Source organism: Allokutzneria oryzae, assembly GCF_042429765.1.
Classification (GTDB): Bacteria; Actinomycetota; Actinomycetes; order Mycobacteriales; family Pseudonocardiaceae; genus Allokutzneria; species Allokutzneria oryzae.
In genome coordinates, this window is sequence record NZ_JBHLZU010000020.1 from 198,739 (window position 1) to 213,352 (window position 14,614).

The following is a 14,614-nucleotide window of genomic DNA, read 5'->3' on the forward strand; positions in this document are numbered from 1 at the left end:
GTGCAGTCACGTCAAGGAGATCCACAGCGCATTGACAGACTGAGCTCGTGCCCGACCGGCCCGGTGTCGATGCCGAAGGCACCCACCGAGGCAGGCATGACCAGGCCATCCGGCCTGCAGACCCCTCGGCCGAGCGCGTCCCTCCTCCGCAGCCGCCGAGAGTGGTGAGGCCGGAACATGGGGTTGCGGTCAACGATCCCCGAGTCGCTGACCGCAACCCCCCTCCGGAGTCAGTTCAGCTCAGGGCCTCGGCCATCTCCGACACCGCCGCACGCAGCCGATCCGGGCTCAACGCGGCATAGCCGAGCACCAGCCCGGGATACGGGCACGGCAACCCCCAGCAGTGCCTGGACAGCGCGAGCGCGTGAACACCCCGCGCCGCCAGCCGGTCCTGGGCTTCGACGTCGCTGGTTCCCTCTGGCAGCCGGACGACCAGGTGCAAGCCGGCCGCGATGCCCACGACCGCCCACTCCGGGAAACACGTCCGCACCGCCGCGAGCAGGGCGTCCCTGCGTTCCCGATAGACCAACCGCGTCCGGCGCAGGTGCCGGTCGTAGCCACCCTCCCGCAGGAACCGCGCGAAGGTGGCCTGCGGCAACGGCCCGCACCCGAGGTCGTGCATGAGCTTGCGCCGGGTCAGCGCCCTCGCGGTCGCGGGCGGCGCGACCAGCCACCCCAGGCGCAACGCGGGTGCGAGGGTCTTGCTGACACTGCCGAGGTACGCCACCCGCGCCGGGTCCATCGCCTGCATGGCGCCGATCGCGGGCCGGTCGTACCGGTGCTCGGCGTCGTAGTCGTCCTCGATCACCATGCCGTCCCGCTCGCGAGCCCACGCGAGCAACGCGTGCCGCCGCTCCGGGCTCAACGCCACGCCGAGCGGGAACTGGTGCGCCGAGGTGACGAGGACCGCGCGACAGTCCGTGGCAGCCAGGTCCGCCACCCGCAACCCGTGGTCGTCCACCGGCACCGGGCGCACCTTGAGCCCGTGTGAGCGGAGCAGGTCCGCCTGGCCCTCGTGGCTCGGGTGCTCCACCGCGATGCTCGTGTGAGCGTTGTCCCGCAGCACATCGGCGAGCAGAGCCATCGCCTCGGAGGCACCGTGGGTGATCACCACGTCGCCGGGGGAGGCCACGACCGACCGGACCCGGCCCAGATAGCCCACCAGCTCCGTGCGCAGTTCGGCGAGCCCGGCGGGATCGGGGTAGCCGAGCGCGGCGTCCGGCAGCTCCGCCAGCACCGCCTTGGTCGCCGCGACCCACGCCGCCCTGGGGAACATGCTCAGCGCGGGCAAGCCGGATCGCAGGTCGTAGCGCCACTTCCTGGCCGTCGCGACCGGCGCGTCCTCCGGGGCCGCCGCCGTGTTCACCGCGTCGGCGACCCGGGTGCCGGAGCCGCGCTTGCTGATCAGGTACCCCTCGGCGACGAGCTGCTCGTAGGCGGCGGTCACGGTCCCGCGCGAGACACCGAGCTGCGCGGCCAGGTCGCGGCTCGACGGCAGCCTGATCCCCGCGCGCAGCCCGCCGGAGCGCACGGCCGCCCGGAGCGCGCGCTCGACCGACCGCGCGGAGCCGTCCAGGTCCGGGAGCAGCAGCTCTCGCAAAGTGGTCCAGTTGCTCGCCATCAGAGTGGAGCTTAATCGTGGACCACTTCGAGTACAGGCTGGCCGCATGACAAGCCTTCGGACTCGCGGTGTGCTCTGCGGAGTGCTGACCGCCGTCATGCTCGGCGGCATGGTGCCGGTCACCGCACTGCTCTCCGACTACCCGCTCTTCCCGGCCCAAGCGGTCCGCTACGCCGTCGCCGCCGTGCTCCTCATCGGGTTCATGCTGCTCCGCCGCCAGCCGCTGCCCAAACCATCGCTTCGCGACGTGCTCGCGCTGACCGCGACCGCGGCCACTGGAATGGTCGGCTTCAGCGCGGCGGTGCTCTACGCGCAGCAGTACGCGGAGGGCGGCTTCGTTGCCGCCGTCATCGGTGGGAGTCCACTCGTTGTCGCGCTGGTCGCGCCACTGCTCGCCAGGCGACGCCCGGTCGCGAAGACGGTCGCTGGCACAGCGCTGGTGGTCGCCGGTGTGGTCGTCCTGTCCGGAGGCGGCGCGTGGCACGGTCCCGGACTGGTGTTGGCGCTGCTCGCGATGTTCGGTGAGGCGTCGTTCACGTTGTTCGCGGTCGGTGTGATCGCGCGGCTCGGCGTGGTCGCGGTGTCCGCCTACTCGTGCGTCGTCGCAGCCATCGGATCGGCCGTCATAGGCAGTGGAGACGCTTGGCGAATGCCTACGCCCACCGAGCTGTTCGCTGTGCTGTTCCTCGCGGTCATGGTGACGGCGGTGGCCTTTGTCCTCTGGTACTACTGCGTTTCTGTGCTCGGAGCGGCCAACGCGGCGGTGATGATCGGTCTGGTGCCTGTGTTCGGGCTGCTCGCCACGGTCGCGCTCGGCCGACAGGACCTCACGGCCGTGGCAGTGCTTGGGGCGCTCGTGGTGGCGGTGGGGTGCGTGGTCGGCCTACGCGCGTCCCGTACCCCACCGTCGGTCAGTGACCTCCGCGAGCCATGCGAAGCACGTCCAGAGCCTCGTCCAGCTGCTCCTCGGTGATCCGCCCTTCCGAGACGTGACCGCGCTCCACCACGACCTCGCGGATCGTGCGGCGCTCCTTCAAGGACTGCTTGGCGATGCTGGCCGCTTCCTCGTAGCCGAGGTAGCGGTTGAGCGGCGTGACGATCGACGGCGAGGACTCCGCGTACTCCCGCGCCCGCTCGACGTCCGGCTCCGCGCCGACGAGGACCTTGTCCGCCAGCAGCGTGCCGACGGAGGCCAGCAACCGGGTCGACTCCAGGACGTTGCGGGCCATCACCGGCATCATCACGTTGAGCTCGAAGTTGCCCTGGGTCCCGGAGAACGCCACCGTGGCGTCGTTGCCGATCACCTGCGCGGCCACCATCATCGTGGCCTCGCAGATCACCGGGTTCACCTTGCCCGGCATGATCGACGAGCCCGGCTGCAGGTCCGGCAGGGCCAGCTCGGCGAGCCCGGTGCGCGGCCCGCTGCCCAGCCAGCGCAGGTCGTTGGCGATCTTGAACAGGCTCACCGCGACCGCCCTGAGCTGTCCGGAGCACTCGACCAGCCCGTCCCGCGAGCCCTGCGCCTCGAAGTGGTCGGTCGCCTCGCTCACCCCGAGCCCGGTCCGCTCGACCAGCTCGGCGACCACGGCCGCGCCGAAGCCCCTCGGGGTGTTGAGGCCGTTGCCGACGGCGGTGCCGCCGATCGCGAGCTGGCCGAGCCTGGGCAGCGCCTCACGCAGCCGCTCGATCCCGTGCCGCACCTGGGTCGCCCACGCGCCCGCCTCCTGGCCCAGCGTCACGGGGACCGCGTCCATCAGGTGCGTGCGACCGGCCTTGACCACGTCGGCCCAGTCCGCCGCGCGGTGCTCCAGGGTGTTCAACAGGTGCTCCAGCGAGGGGAGCAGGTCGACCGACACCGCCTCGGCCGCCGCCAGGTGGATCGTGGTCGGGAAGACGTCGTTGGAGGACTGCGAGGCGTTCACGTGGTCGTTGGGGTGCACCTCCCGCCCGAGCGCCCGGGTGGCCAGCGTCGCGATGACCTCGTTGGCGTTCATGTTCGAGGACGTGCCGGAGCCGGTCTGGAAGACGTCGACGGGGAAGTGCTCGTCGTGGCGGCCGTCCGCGACCTCCTCCGCCGCGGTGGCGATGGCCTCGGCGAGGTCGGCCTCCAGCACGCCCAGCCGCCCGTTGACCCGCGCGCACGCGGCCTTGACCAGCCCGAGCGCCCGGATCTGCGCCCGCTCCAGCCCTCGGCCGGAGATCGGGAAGTTCTCCACGGCGCGTTGCGTCTGCGCGCGCCACAGCGCCTGTGCGGGGACCCGCACCTCACCCATCGTGTCGTGCTCGATCCGGTACTCGTGCTCAGCCATATCCGCAGTGTTCTCCGATCACGGGTGCTGGGCAGCGTGAGGCGCAGCACGTAGGGTCGGGGATCTGCTGGAGGTGGGCTCATGGAGAGCAGCCAGGACCCGTTCGAGGGGTCGAGCACGGTCACCGAAGTCGATCTGTTGATCGTCGGCGCCGGCCCGACCGGGCTCTTCGCCGCCTACTACGCGGGCTTCCGGGACCTGCGGGTCGCGCTCGTGGACTCACTGCCGGAGCCGGGCGGTCAGGTCACCGCCATGTACCCGGAAAAGATGATCTTCGATGTCGCCGGGTTCCCCGCGGTGCGCGGGCGGGACCTGATCGCCGGGCTCGTCGAGCAGGCGGGGCAGTACAAGCCGCTCTACCTGTTGGGCCGCAAGGCGCGCACACTGTCCGATGTGGACGGTGGTCTTGCCGTCGGCCTGGAGGACGGCAGCGTGGTCATGGCGGGGGCCGTCCTGGTCACCGCGGGGCTCGGCGAGTTCCGGCCGCGCCCCCTGCCCGCCGGTGTCAACGGGGTCGTCTACTTCGTCCCCGAACTCGCAGTCCACAGTGGACAGGACGTGGTGATCGTCGGCGGCGGGGACTCGGCGTTCGACTGGGCGCTCGCGCTGCACCCGATCGCCAACAGCGTCACGATCGTCCACCGCAGGGCCACCTTCCGCGCCCACCAGGCAACGGTGCGCCAGGTCCGTGAGCTCGGCGTCCCGATCGTCGTCGACGCCGAGGTCGCCGAACTCGTCGGTGAGCCGCTGGCCTCGGTGCTGGTGTCGCACAAGAGCGGCGAGAGCTCCGTGCTGCCCGCGCACACCGTCGTCGCCGCGCTCGGGTTCACCGCCGACCTCGGTCCGATCGAGTCGTGGGGCCTCGCGCTCGACAAGCGCACGGTCCGCACCGACTCCACCGGCCGCACCTCGCGTCCTCGTGTCTACGCCGCCGGTGACGTGGCGCAGTACCAGGGAAAGGTCCGGCTGATCGCCACCGGCTTCGGTGAGGCGGCCACGGCCGTGAACAACATCGCCGTCGAGCTCAATCCCGACGCGCACCTGTTCCCCGGGCATTCCAGCAACGCGGGCTGAGCCCAAAAAAGGAGGCGCCCCCGACCGGAGGCGCCCCTTCTTTCACGACCGCGCGCTCAGCGGACGACCTGGACCACGTCGCCGACGGAAAGCGTCGCGAAGTACTTCTGCGATGCCGGGCCCGACAGGTGGATGCAGCCGTGCGAGGTCTGGCGCAGGCTGCCCTGGTGGAAGGCGATACCGCCGTTGAAGAACACGGAGTTGGGCATCGGGGCGTTGTTGAAGATGCTGCTCTTGTGGTTCTTGTTCTTGAACTGCACCCGGAAGGTCCCCGGTGGTGTCGCATAACCCTTCCGGCCGTGCGTGATCGGCACCGGACCGTAGATCACTCTGCCGTTGTCCAGCAGCCAGGACTTGTTCGCCGACAGGTCGATGCACGCCTTGGCGGCCACGTTCGTGCAAGGCGTTGCGCCCTTGGCGCCCGGCTCGGGCTGCGGCGCGGGCTTGCGGACCTCGCTGGTCGTCGGCTGGGTGGTGGTCGGGGCAGGCTGGGTCGTCGTCGTCGGCTGCGTCGTCGGCACGGTCGTCGGCTGAGCGGTCGGTTGGGTCGTCGCCGAAGTGGACAGCGGGTTCTGCTGTGCCGCGTTCTGCACGCCGGAACCGTCGCAAGCTGTCAGCAGGAGCCCCGCCGCGGCCAGTGCCGCCATGGTCATCACGGTTTTGCGCGCGTACACGTCGCACCCCCAGGTTCTGCCGAAACCGGCACCACGAGTAGCCACAGGGTGTGGGCTCGCATTGGATGACGCGGTACATCCGGAGTTGGTTGCCTGGCTTGCGGATTTCTCCGGAATGATCAAGGCCCAAACCTGGAAAGGGGCTGGGGCCCACCGCAGGGTAGCGGGCCCCAGCCGTCTCGGTGCCTTTTACGGAATCGTTCCGACCTGTTGTGTGATCCAGTCACGGTGGCTGGTGACATCGCTGTAGATCGTGTCGCCCGACGTGCACCGCAGGCTCTGGCCCCGGCTTGTCGCGCCGGCGAGCCGCCACGCCCCGGCGGCTTTCACCAGCGCGGGGCCGCCGGAATCTCCGAAACAGGCGCTCGCGGTGTTGTTCGGGGCGTCGACGCACAGTTCGTGCTGCGCGTCGAAGGGGATCGCGGCGCAGGAGGAGTCGTCCTCGATCTTGGTGTCCAGCTGCTGGAGGGTGACCGGGGGCTGGCCGCAGCCGCGCTCCGGGCAGGTCAGGCCCCAGCCGATGATCCTGGCCGCGGTCTGGGCGGCGGGGGAACCGTCGGCGAGGCGGATCGGCGCCGCGCTGACGGGGGCGGTCAGGTGCACCACGGCGATGTCGTTCCAGCCCAGGAAGACCGGGATGTACCAGGGGTGCTGGACGAACTTGTCCGCGCCGACGAGCGTGCCGCCGGTGTCGCGGCTGGTGGAGCCGATGCGGAACTGGTAGTCGGCGGGGTTCTGCTGCGCCACGCAGTGCGCGGCGGTGACCAGCCATTGCGGCGCGATCAGCGAGGCGCCGCAGCGGTGCGCGCCGGTGGCCTTGGCCTGCATCGACGCCATGAACGAGTAGGTCTCGGTGGCGTTGCCGCCGCCGACGATCCGGGAGCCGGCGTCGCCGGTGGGAGCCGCGGCGGCCGTCCCGGGGATCGACAGTGCGGTGACGGCGACCGCGATGGCGGCGGTGAGCAGAGAACGCATTCCCATGGTGTTCGCTCCCCTCCCCTCCCGGCCCCTCAACCGGGATGAATGAAAAGTAAGCGCCTCTAACGAATATGCGGTACCGACAAAAGGGGGGTGTCGGGAGAATTGAATGCGGTTTCCCTCCAACGGCCCATAGCATCGGTTTGTGCCGACATTGCCCGAAGCGCTAGCCCACATGCCGTAAAGCAGCCCGCGGCGTCAGCCGCGGGCCGCTCACCTCGGTCAGACCGCGCCCGCGATCCCGCTGATCCAGCTGCGGAAGGCCGGGACGTCCTCGTAGATCGAGGGCCGCACGGCGCAGACCGAGCCACCGCCGGAACGGCTGGTGGCGCCGATCAGCTCCCACTGGCCGCCGACCATCTTGATCTGCGGGCCGCCGGAGTCGCCGTAGCAGGCGCCCGCGGTGCCGCCGGGGTTGCTGGTGCAGATCTCCACCGAGCCGTAGATGCCGCCGCAGCTGCCGTCGGCGACGATCGAGGTGTCCAGCTGCTGCAGGGTGACCGGCGCGCCGCAGCCGCCGGGGCTGGCGCAGGTCTGGCCCCAGCCGATGATGCGGGTGGCGGTGCCGACCGCCCCCGAGCTGGCCGCGATCCGGATCGGAGCCTGGGTGACCGAGCTGGCGAGCCGGACCAGCGCCATGTCGTAGCTCGGGTGGGTGTGGATCGCCGCGGCCGCGACGTAGCTGCCGCCGGAGGTCCGGTTGGTGGTGCCGATCCTGGCGCGGATCGACGACGGGGTCTTGCCGGTGACGCAGTGCTTGGCCGTCACGACCCAGTTGGCCTTGATCAGGGACCCGCCGCAGAAGTGACCGCCCGAGGTGTTCTGCAGGGACACCATGAACGAGTAGGTCTGGGTGGCGTTGGTGCCGCCGACGATCATCGTGCCGACGTCACCGGGGCTCGCAGGGGTGGCTCCCGCCGTTCCGGCCATGCCGAGAGCGGCGGCCGTGGTGGCGAGTAGCCCGACGAGAAGTGCGCGAATCTTCACGGATGTGCTCCTCTCACTTCGGCGCCCTCTGCCGAAGCTGAGAAAGAAGCTAGTGATCTGCGACACGCCAAGAATACCGCCTGTTGGCAGCGTTGGAGATGTACAACGCTGCGGCACTCGGCCGAGCATTTGCTCACTCCATCGCCGGTTCGGAGCATCCATTTCCCAGAAATGACTCGGCCCTTCCCGCTGCGCGCGCGGGAAGGGCCGAGTGGAAATGCGTCGTGCTTACAGGCCGCCGACGTTGGAGGAGATCCAGCTCCGGTGCGCCGACACGTCGACGTAGATCGACGGGCCGGTCGCGCAGATGGAGCTGCCGTTGCCGCTGCGGCTGGTCGCGCCGATCAGCGTCCAGTTGCCCGCGCTGCCCTTCACCTGCGGGCCGCCGGAGTCGCCGTAGCAGGCGCCCTGGTTGCCGCTGGTGTTGTCGGTGCAGATCTCGGCGGGGCCGTTGATGCCACGGCAGTCGCCGTCGGCCCTGATGGAGGTGTTGAGCTCCTTCAGGATGACCGGAGCCGAACCGGGGCCGCTGGCCACGGTCTGCCCCCAGCCCATGATCCGGGTCTTGGTGCCGACCGCGCCCGAGTCAGCCGCGATGGACACCGGCGCCTGGGTCACCGAGCCGGAAAGCTGCACAAGCGCCAGGTCGACGCTCGGGTGGGTGACGATGCGGCTGGCACCGATCACCGAACCACCGCTGGTGCGGCTGGTGCTGCCGATCCGCGCGCTGATCGAGCTCGCGCTCGACCCCTGCACGCAGTGCTTCGCGGTGACCACCCAGTTCGACTTGATCAGGGAGCCGCCGCAGAAGTGGCCACCGTTGCGCTGCAGGGACACCATGAACGAGTAGGTCTCGGTGGCGTTGCCGCCGCCGACGATCATGGTGCTGACATCGCCGTCCGGTGTCGCGGCCGCGACACCGGGCAGGGAGAAGCCACCGACCGCGGTAGCGGTGGCGGCCAGGAGACCGACGATCAGAGAACGAGTCCGCACTGTTCTCTCTCCTTTCGCACCCCCGGCGCCCTCTGCCGGGAGATAACAAAAAGGTAAACAGCCCTCACGATCGTGGGACACCTACTTTGGACGGGGCTACGCACCGTCACCAGAACGGGGCTCGGCCCCGTCGTTGCGAGAACGACGGGGCCGAGTTCCGCAGGACCTACGCGCCGGTGTTCTGCGCGATCCAGTCCTTGAAGGTGGTCACGTCGACGTAGATCGACGGGCCGGTCGCGCAGGTAGGGCTGCCGTTGCCGGACCGGCTGGTGGCGCCGATCAGCTGCCACGCGCCGCCGACCTTCTTCACCTGCGGGCCGCCGGAGTCGCCGTAGCAGGCGCCCGAGTTGCCGCCGGGGTTGTCGGTGCAGATCTCCTGGGCGCCGCTGATCCCGGTGCACGCGCTGTCCGGGCGGATCTTGGTGTCCAGCTCCTGAAGCTGCACGGGCACGTTGCCGCAGCCGCGGGTCGGGCAGGTCAGGCCCCAGCCGATGATGCGGGTGGCGGTGCCGTCTGCGCCCGCGGAGTCCGCGACCGCGATGGGCTTCTCCTTCACCGGGTTGGCCAGCTTGACCAGCGCGATGTCGATGGTGGAGTGGGTGACGACCTTGTCGGCCTTGACGACTGTGCCGCCCGCGTTGTGGGTCTGGGTGCCGATCCGGAACTGCATGCCGGAGGCGCCGCTGCCGACGCAGTGCTTGGCCGTGACGACCCAGTCGGCCTTGATCAGGGAGGCGCCGCAGGAGTGGCTGCCCGAGCTGCCCTGCAGCGAGGCCATGAACGGGTAGTTCTCACTTGCGGGTTTGCCGTTGACGATGCGGCTGCTGGCTTCGTCCTGGGGGTTCGCCGCGGCGGCCGCGGCAGGCAGGGTGAGACCGCCGATGGCGGTTGCTGCTGCGAGGACCCCGACGATCAGAGAACGAGTACGCACTGATCACTCCTCATTCCGCCCCTGACGCCCTCTGTCAGGGGACACAATGAAGCGTGGTTCGTTCAGCCTTTCGGGGTAACCCGCTGGAGGTATCCGCCCGAACGGACTTCCGGAGTGGTCCGTTCGGGCCCGGAACCTGCGCCCGTCAGGGCAGTGGGAGCGCCTCGGACTCCTCGCCCTCGGCGCGGTCGAAGTCCACCGAGGAGTACTCGCGCAGCTTCGTCAACCGGTGGTAACCGTCGATCAGCCGCACGGTGCCCGACTTGGAACGCATCACGATCGACTGCGTCGTGCAACCCCCCGATCGGTAGTGGACTCCACGGAGAAGATCCCCGTCGGTCACCCCGGTCGCGCAGAAGAAGACGTTGTCGCCCCGCACCAGGTCGTTGGTCGTGAGGATGCGGTCCAGGTCGTGCCCGGCGTCGATCGCCCGCTGCCGCTCCTCGTCGTCCTTGGGCCACAACCGGCCCTGGATCTCCCCGCCGACGCACTTCAGCGCAGCCGCGGCGATGATGCCCTCCGGCGTGCCGCCGATGCCGAGCAGCATGTCCACACCGGTGTTCGCTCTGGCCGCGGAGATCGCCCCGGCCACGTCGCCGTCACTGACGAAGTGGATCCGCGCGCCGGCCCTGCGCACCTCGTCGACCAGCCGCTCGTGCCGCGGCCGGTCCAGGATGCAGACGGTCACGTCGGAGATGTCGGTGGACTTCGCCTTGGCCACCCTGCGGATGTTCTCCGCGACCGGGGCCTCCAGGTCCACCACGCCCGCGGCCTCGGGGCCCACCGCGAGCTTCTCCATGTAGAACACGGCCGACGGGTCGTACATGGCGCCGCGCTCGGCCACCGCGAGCACCGCGAGGGCGTTCGGCATGCCCTTGCTCATCAGCGTGGTGCCGTCGATCGGGTCCACGGCGACGTCGCAGTCGGGGCCGTCGCCGTTGCCGACCTCCTCGCCGTTGTAGAGCATGGGCGCCTCGTCCTTCTCGCCCTCGCCGATCACCACGACACCGCGCATCGAGACGGTGCCGATCAGCTTGCGCATGGCGTCGACGGCCGCCCCGTCACCGCCGTTCTTGTCGCCGCGACCCACCCAGCGGCCCGCGGCCATCGCAGCGGCCTCGGTGACCCTGACCAACTCCAGGGCGAGGTTGCGGTCGGGAGCTTCCCGACGACGGGCCGAACTGGTGCTCATATCGCGCCTCCCTGGTGGGTGCAGCGGATCCTCGTTGATCTGCCCGCGCGGTGGATCGAACACCGCGCGAGACCGATCCTCGCAGATCAGGCACCTGACGAGTCAGCCGCGAACCAGGTGGTGACCGGTGATGGTGACCAAGCTAACGCGCGCCAGAAGACCCCATACACCTGTGGACAACCCCTGTGGACAACTCTCCCGCAGCGCCCGCGGGGTCAGATCCCGCTGGAAGAATCGATTAGGGAAGAACCCCCGGCGGGTCAGCCGGACCGCTCGTCGCCCTCGACGGAGGCGAGCGCCTGCTCGACGCGCTCGCGCGCCCCGGCGAGGTGACGGTCACAGACTTTGGCGAGCGCCTCGCCGCGCTCCCACAGCGCCAGCGAGTCCTCCAGGGAGAGACCGCCTGCCTCCAGCTTGCGCACCACGTCGGCGAGCTGTTCGCGCGCGGCCTCATAACTCAGCGCGGCCAGCTCGGGGTCGATGCCGGAACCCGGGGTCAGCTCTCCGGAGCCGCTACCGCCGCCGCTGTTCGTCACGCTGTGGGACTCCCCAACCTGCTCTGCACCCGCACCACGGCGGTGGCGACCGCCTGGTCGTATCCGATGAAGGCCTCGGCGAACTCCGCGCCGTCACCTTCGAAGATCGCTTCGCCGATCCGGTCCTCGGCGGCGCTCACCCTGCGGCGGTGCGTCGAACCGTCACCGAGCCACCAGGTGCCGCCGACGTAGACCGAGGTCGCCTCGGACAACGCACGCAGCCTAGCCGGAAGCCCGAGCCGCCCCGCGGACTCACAGCCACCCAGCAGCGCCGACCAGCACGCGGCCGCCGCGGCGTTGGCCTCCTCGGCCCGCCGCTGCACGACCCGCGCGCTCGCGCGTTCCGGTGGACCGACCTGGCTGTCGGCGGCGGTTCGGGCAGCGGCTACGGTCAACGGCAGGAACGTCGGTTCTCGGGCCGGAAAGGGCACCGCCTACCTCCGTTCAGCGCTGTTCGGGCTCCTCGGGCACGACGGCATGTACCGAACCGTCAACGACTCGAACCCGCAAGCTGGTTCCCGCGGGAGCATCGGCCGCCCGGCGCAGCACATGGGTGCTCCCGTCGGGCGCGAGACGTTGGACGATCGCGTACCCGCGCGCCAGAGTGGCCGCAGGCCCCAGGGTCGTCAAGCGTGCTTTAGTCGCTTCTAGCCCGGTGTACGCCGCGCTGAGCTCGGCGCGCACCACCCGCCGCGCCCGATCGCGCAGCCCGCGTACCTCGTCAGCTCTGTTCCGCAGCGGCGTCATCGGATCCGCCAGCACCGGACGGCTGCGCAGCGCGTCGAGCAGCCGGTGTTCGCGATCCACCCATCCGTGTAGAGCTCTGCGAGCGCGATTCCGCAATTGCCTGATCCGCTCGCTCTCCTCGGCCATGTCGGGCACCACCCGCTTGCCCGCGTCGGTCGGAGTGGAGCAACGCAGGTCAGCCACGTGATCGACCAGTGGGGTGTCCGGCTCGTGGCCGATCGCGCTGACCACCGGCGTCCGGCACGCGGCGACGGCCCGGCACAGCGTCTCGTCGGAGAACGGCAGCAGGTCCTCGACACTGCCCCCGCCCCGCGCCAGCACGATCACGTCCACGGCCGGGTCGCCGTCGAGCTTGGCCAGCGCCTCGACGATCTGCGGCACCGCCGCCGGGCCCTGCACGGCGACGTTGACGACCTCGAAGCGCACCGAGGGCCAGCGCGCCCGAGCATTGGTCAGCACGTCCCGCTCGGCTGCCGACGCGCGCCCGGTGATCAGGCCGACGCGACCGGGCAGGAACGGCAGCCGCCGCTTCCGGCGCTGGTCGAACAGGCCCTCCGCGCCCAGCAGCTGGCGCAGCCGCTCGATCCTGGCCAGCAGCTCGCCGACCCCGACGGCGCGGATCTCGTCCACGCGCAGGCTCAGCGTTCCCCGGCCCGCGAAGTAGGAGGGGCGGCCGTGCACGACGACGCGGCTGCCCTCGGTCAGCTCCATGCCGCGCAGCAGTGCAGGCGCGCAGGTCACGGTGAGCGAGATGTCGGCGGACGGGTCGCGCAGCGTCAGGAACGCCGTCGCGGTCCCCGGGCGTGCGGAGATCTGCGTGACCTGGCCCTCCACCCACACCGCACCGAGGCGGTTGATCCACTCGGAGATCTTGCGGGCGACCGTGCGTACCGGCCAGGGCTCCTCGGCGGTGGTCGGTGAGGTCACGAGCCGCTGACGGTGGCCAGGCGGTTGGTCAGCATCCGCACGAACGCCTCACGGTCGGCGTGCTCGCGCTCGTAGGCGAGCACGTTCTCCACCTGCTCCGCCGACAGCGACTTCAGCTTGCCGCGCAGCTGCGCGAAGGTGAGGTCGTCGTAGCCCGGCAGGCCGCTCGGCCCGTCGGTCTCCCCAGCCTCTTCCGGCTCCTCCGCCTTCTCCTCCGAGGCGGCGGGCTTCTCGCTCTGGTCGACGTCCTCGTCGAAGGTCGCCCATTCGGGCTCCTCCTCGGCGGGGCGGAACGTGGCGAGCGCCTCATCACCCTTGATCGCCAGTTCTGTGAGGTGCTGCTGCGCGCGCATCGACGCCTGCATAGCGACGCTCGCGACGGTGACCGGCAGCCCGGCGAGGGACTGCGGAAGCTTGCGGGCTTGTTCCATGGCCGTGACCGCCAGACCAGCGGCGACGCGCACGGGCAGTGGCAAGGACTTCATGCTCATAGCCTGCCTCAGGTCGGCCTTGACTGGGAACTCACGAACGCTTTCGGAGTCTTCTCCGCGAACACCTCGATCAACTACGCTGGATCCTTCCCGTTCGGCCCAGTGCGGTCAGTCGATGGTGCGATGACCCTCTCGCGCGCCCGTCCGTAGGCTGGGGGCATGACCACCTCCAAGCCCAAGCGCGTGCTGCTGGCAAACCCCCGTGGCTACTGCGCAGGCGTGGACCGGGCAGTGATCACCGTCGAGAAGGCGCTGGAGACCTACGGCGCGCCGGTCTACGTCCGCAAGGAGATCGTCCACAACAAGTACGTGGTCGAGACCCTGCGCGAGCGCGGCGCGATCTTCGTGGACGAGACGGACGAGGTGCCCGAGGGCGCGCTCGTCGTCTTCTCGGCGCACGGGGTGTCGCCCGCCGTGCACGAGCAGGCCGCCAACCGCCAGCTGCGCACCATCGACGCCACCTGCCCGCTGGTGACGAAGGTGCACAACGAGGCCCGCCGCTTCGCCCGCGACGACTACGACATCCTGCTCATCGGCCACGAGGGCCACGAGGAGGTGGAGGGCACCGCCGGTGAGGCGCCCGACCACGTCCAGCTCGTGGACACCGCGGAGGACGCCGCGGAGGTCGAGGTCCGCGACCCGTCCAAGGTGGTCTGGCTGTCCCAGACCACGCTGAGCGTCGACGAGACGATGGTCCGGGTGAAGCAGCTCCGCGAGCGCTTCCCGGAGATGCAGGACCCGCCGAGCGACGACATCTGCTACGCCACCTCCAACCGCCAGGTGGCGGTGAAGACGATGGCGCCGGACTGCGACCTGGTGCTGGTGGTCGGCTCGAAGAACTCGTCGAACTCGGTGCGCCTCGTCGAGGTGGCGCTGCAGTACGGCGCGAAGGCCGCCCACCTGATCGACTACGCCAAGGAGGTCGACGAGTCCTGGCTGGAAGGCGTCGGCACCATCGGCGTCACCAGTGGCGCCTCGGTGCCCGACATCCTGGTGATGGATCTGCTCTCCTGGCTGGAGAAGCGCGGCTGGGCGGATGTCGACCTGGTCACCACCGCGAACGAGCGGATCACCTTCCAGCTCCCGCGTGAGCTCAAGCGCGACCTGAAGCAGGTCTCCAACTCCTGACCTCGTGCGACGAAGAGCCCCGGCAC

General features: G+C 70.2%; 15 protein-coding genes. 3 read left to right on the plus strand and 12 right to left on the minus strand.

The annotated features are described in order from the left end of the window. Positions 1 to 235 precede the first annotated feature (235 nt). Positions 236 to 1,621, minus strand: a complete 1,386-nt coding sequence (pdxR, locus tag ACFFQA_RS25335; RefSeq protein ID WP_377857094.1) for a MocR-like pyridoxine biosynthesis transcription factor PdxR — start codon at positions 1,619 to 1,621, stop codon at positions 236 to 238. 46 nt (positions 1,622 to 1,667) lie between these two features. Between pdxR and ACFFQA_RS25340 the strand changes: the two genes are divergently transcribed. Further along, the gene (locus ACFFQA_RS25340; protein ID WP_377857097.1) at positions 1,668 to 2,594 is read left to right on the plus strand and encodes a DMT family transporter; all 927 of its coding nucleotides are present in this window, start codon (positions 1,668 to 1,670) and stop codon (positions 2,592 to 2,594) included. On the opposite strand, the gene ACFFQA_RS25345 is transcribed toward ACFFQA_RS25340, so the two are convergent. Then, on the minus strand, positions 2,533 to 3,930 hold the full coding sequence (locus tag ACFFQA_RS25345; RefSeq protein WP_377857100.1) for a class II fumarate hydratase: 1,398 nt from the start codon (positions 3,928 to 3,930) through the stop codon (positions 2,533 to 2,535). The two genes, ACFFQA_RS25340 and ACFFQA_RS25345, sit on opposite strands and share 62 nt — an antisense overlap. Positions 3,931 to 4,011: 81 nt before the next feature. Here ACFFQA_RS25345 and ACFFQA_RS25350 point away from each other — a divergent pair, with 81 nt between their 5' ends. After that, positions 4,012 to 5,004: an NAD(P)/FAD-dependent oxidoreductase gene (locus ACFFQA_RS25350; RefSeq protein WP_377857102.1), complete on the plus strand. Its 993-nt coding sequence runs from the start codon at positions 4,012 to 4,014 to the stop codon at positions 5,002 to 5,004. A 56-nt stretch (positions 5,005 to 5,060) separates the two neighbouring features. On the opposite strand, the gene ACFFQA_RS25355 is transcribed toward ACFFQA_RS25350, so the two are convergent. The 10 genes from ACFFQA_RS25355 to ACFFQA_RS25400 all read right to left on the minus strand — a co-directional run bounded on the left by ACFFQA_RS25355 (position 5,061) and on the right by ACFFQA_RS25400 (position 13,454). Beyond that, on the minus strand, positions 5,061 to 5,678 hold the full coding sequence (locus ACFFQA_RS25355; RefSeq protein WP_377857105.1) for a L,D-transpeptidase: 618 nt from the start codon (positions 5,676 to 5,678) through the stop codon (positions 5,061 to 5,063). Between the two features lie 189 nt (positions 5,679 to 5,867). Next, positions 5,868 to 6,659: a S1 family peptidase gene (locus tag ACFFQA_RS25360; protein ID WP_377857108.1), complete on the minus strand. Its 792-nt coding sequence runs from the start codon at positions 6,657 to 6,659 to the stop codon at positions 5,868 to 5,870. Positions 6,660 to 6,878: 219 nt separating this feature from the next. Beyond that, on the minus strand, positions 6,879 to 7,643 hold the full coding sequence (locus ACFFQA_RS25365; RefSeq protein ID WP_377857111.1) for a S1 family peptidase: 765 nt from the start codon (positions 7,641 to 7,643) through the stop codon (positions 6,879 to 6,881). Between the two features lie 228 nt (positions 7,644 to 7,871). Then, positions 7,872 to 8,636 carry a S1 family peptidase gene (locus ACFFQA_RS25370; protein ID WP_377857114.1) on the minus strand — a complete coding sequence of 255 codons (765 nt, stop codon included), beginning with the start codon at positions 8,634 to 8,636 and terminating at the stop codon, positions 7,872 to 7,874. A gap of 166 nt (positions 8,637 to 8,802) precedes the next feature. Then, positions 8,803 to 9,567 carry a S1 family peptidase gene (locus ACFFQA_RS25375; RefSeq protein ID WP_377857116.1) on the minus strand — a complete coding sequence of 255 codons (765 nt, stop codon included), beginning with the start codon at positions 9,565 to 9,567 and terminating at the stop codon, positions 8,803 to 8,805. A 145-nt stretch (positions 9,568 to 9,712) separates the two neighbouring features. Further along, on the minus strand, positions 9,713 to 10,759 hold the full coding sequence (gene glpX, locus ACFFQA_RS25380; protein WP_377857119.1) for a class II fructose-bisphosphatase: 1,047 nt from the start codon (positions 10,757 to 10,759) through the stop codon (positions 9,713 to 9,715). Positions 10,760 to 11,019: 260 nt separating this feature from the next. After that, positions 11,020 to 11,295 carry an exodeoxyribonuclease VII small subunit gene (locus ACFFQA_RS25385; protein WP_377857121.1) on the minus strand — a complete coding sequence of 92 codons (276 nt, stop codon included), beginning with the start codon at positions 11,293 to 11,295 and terminating at the stop codon, positions 11,020 to 11,022. Beyond that, complete coding sequence (locus tag ACFFQA_RS25390; protein WP_377857124.1) at positions 11,292 to 11,690, minus strand: hypothetical protein; 399 nt, start codon at positions 11,688 to 11,690, stop codon at positions 11,292 to 11,294. The genes ACFFQA_RS25385 and ACFFQA_RS25390 overlap by 4 nt, the downstream gene beginning before the upstream one ends. A 49-nt stretch (positions 11,691 to 11,739) precedes the next feature. Beyond that, positions 11,740 to 12,969: an exodeoxyribonuclease VII large subunit gene (gene xseA, locus ACFFQA_RS25395; protein ID WP_377857127.1), complete on the minus strand. Its 1,230-nt coding sequence runs from the start codon at positions 12,967 to 12,969 to the stop codon at positions 11,740 to 11,742. Continuing rightward, complete coding sequence (locus tag ACFFQA_RS25400; protein ID WP_377857130.1) at positions 12,966 to 13,454, minus strand: lipid droplet-associated protein; 489 nt, start codon at positions 13,452 to 13,454, stop codon at positions 12,966 to 12,968. Before ACFFQA_RS25400 ends, xseA begins: the two co-directional genes overlap by 4 nt. 165 nt (positions 13,455 to 13,619) lie before the next feature. On the opposite strand from ACFFQA_RS25400, the gene ACFFQA_RS25405 reads away from it, so the two are divergent. After that, positions 13,620 to 14,588, plus strand: coding sequence for a 4-hydroxy-3-methylbut-2-enyl diphosphate reductase (locus tag ACFFQA_RS25405; RefSeq protein WP_377857133.1), 969 nt, complete (start codon positions 13,620 to 13,622; stop codon positions 14,586 to 14,588). The last annotated feature ends 26 nt before the right edge of the window (positions 14,589 to 14,614 follow it).

What these genes read in the sequence shown, in the direction of transcription:
- pdxR (WP_377857094.1), bottom strand. Translation starts at nt 1,621, where the DNA reads ATGGCGAGCAACTGGACCACTTTGCGAGAGCTGCTGCTCCCGGACCTG.
- ACFFQA_RS25340 (WP_377857097.1), top strand. Translation starts at nt 1,668, where the DNA reads ATGACAAGCCTTCGGACTCGCGGTGTGCTCTGCGGAGTGCTGACCGCC.
- ACFFQA_RS25345 (WP_377857100.1), bottom strand. Translation starts at nt 3,930, where the DNA reads ATGGCTGAGCACGAGTACCGGATCGAGCACGACACGATGGGTGAGGTG.
- ACFFQA_RS25350 (WP_377857102.1), top strand. Translation starts at nt 4,012, where the DNA reads ATGGAGAGCAGCCAGGACCCGTTCGAGGGGTCGAGCACGGTCACCGAA.
- ACFFQA_RS25360 (WP_377857108.1), bottom strand. Translation starts at nt 6,659, where the DNA reads ATGGGAATGCGTTCTCTGCTCACCGCCGCCATCGCGGTCGCCGTCACC.
- glpX (WP_377857119.1), bottom strand. Translation starts at nt 10,759, where the DNA reads ATGAGCACCAGTTCGGCCCGTCGTCGGGAAGCTCCCGACCGCAACCTC.
- ACFFQA_RS25400 (WP_377857130.1), bottom strand. Translation starts at nt 13,454, where the DNA reads ATGAAGTCCTTGCCACTGCCCGTGCGCGTCGCCGCTGGTCTGGCGGTC.
- ACFFQA_RS25405 (WP_377857133.1), top strand. Translation starts at nt 13,620, where the DNA reads ATGACCACCTCCAAGCCCAAGCGCGTGCTGCTGGCAAACCCCCGTGGC.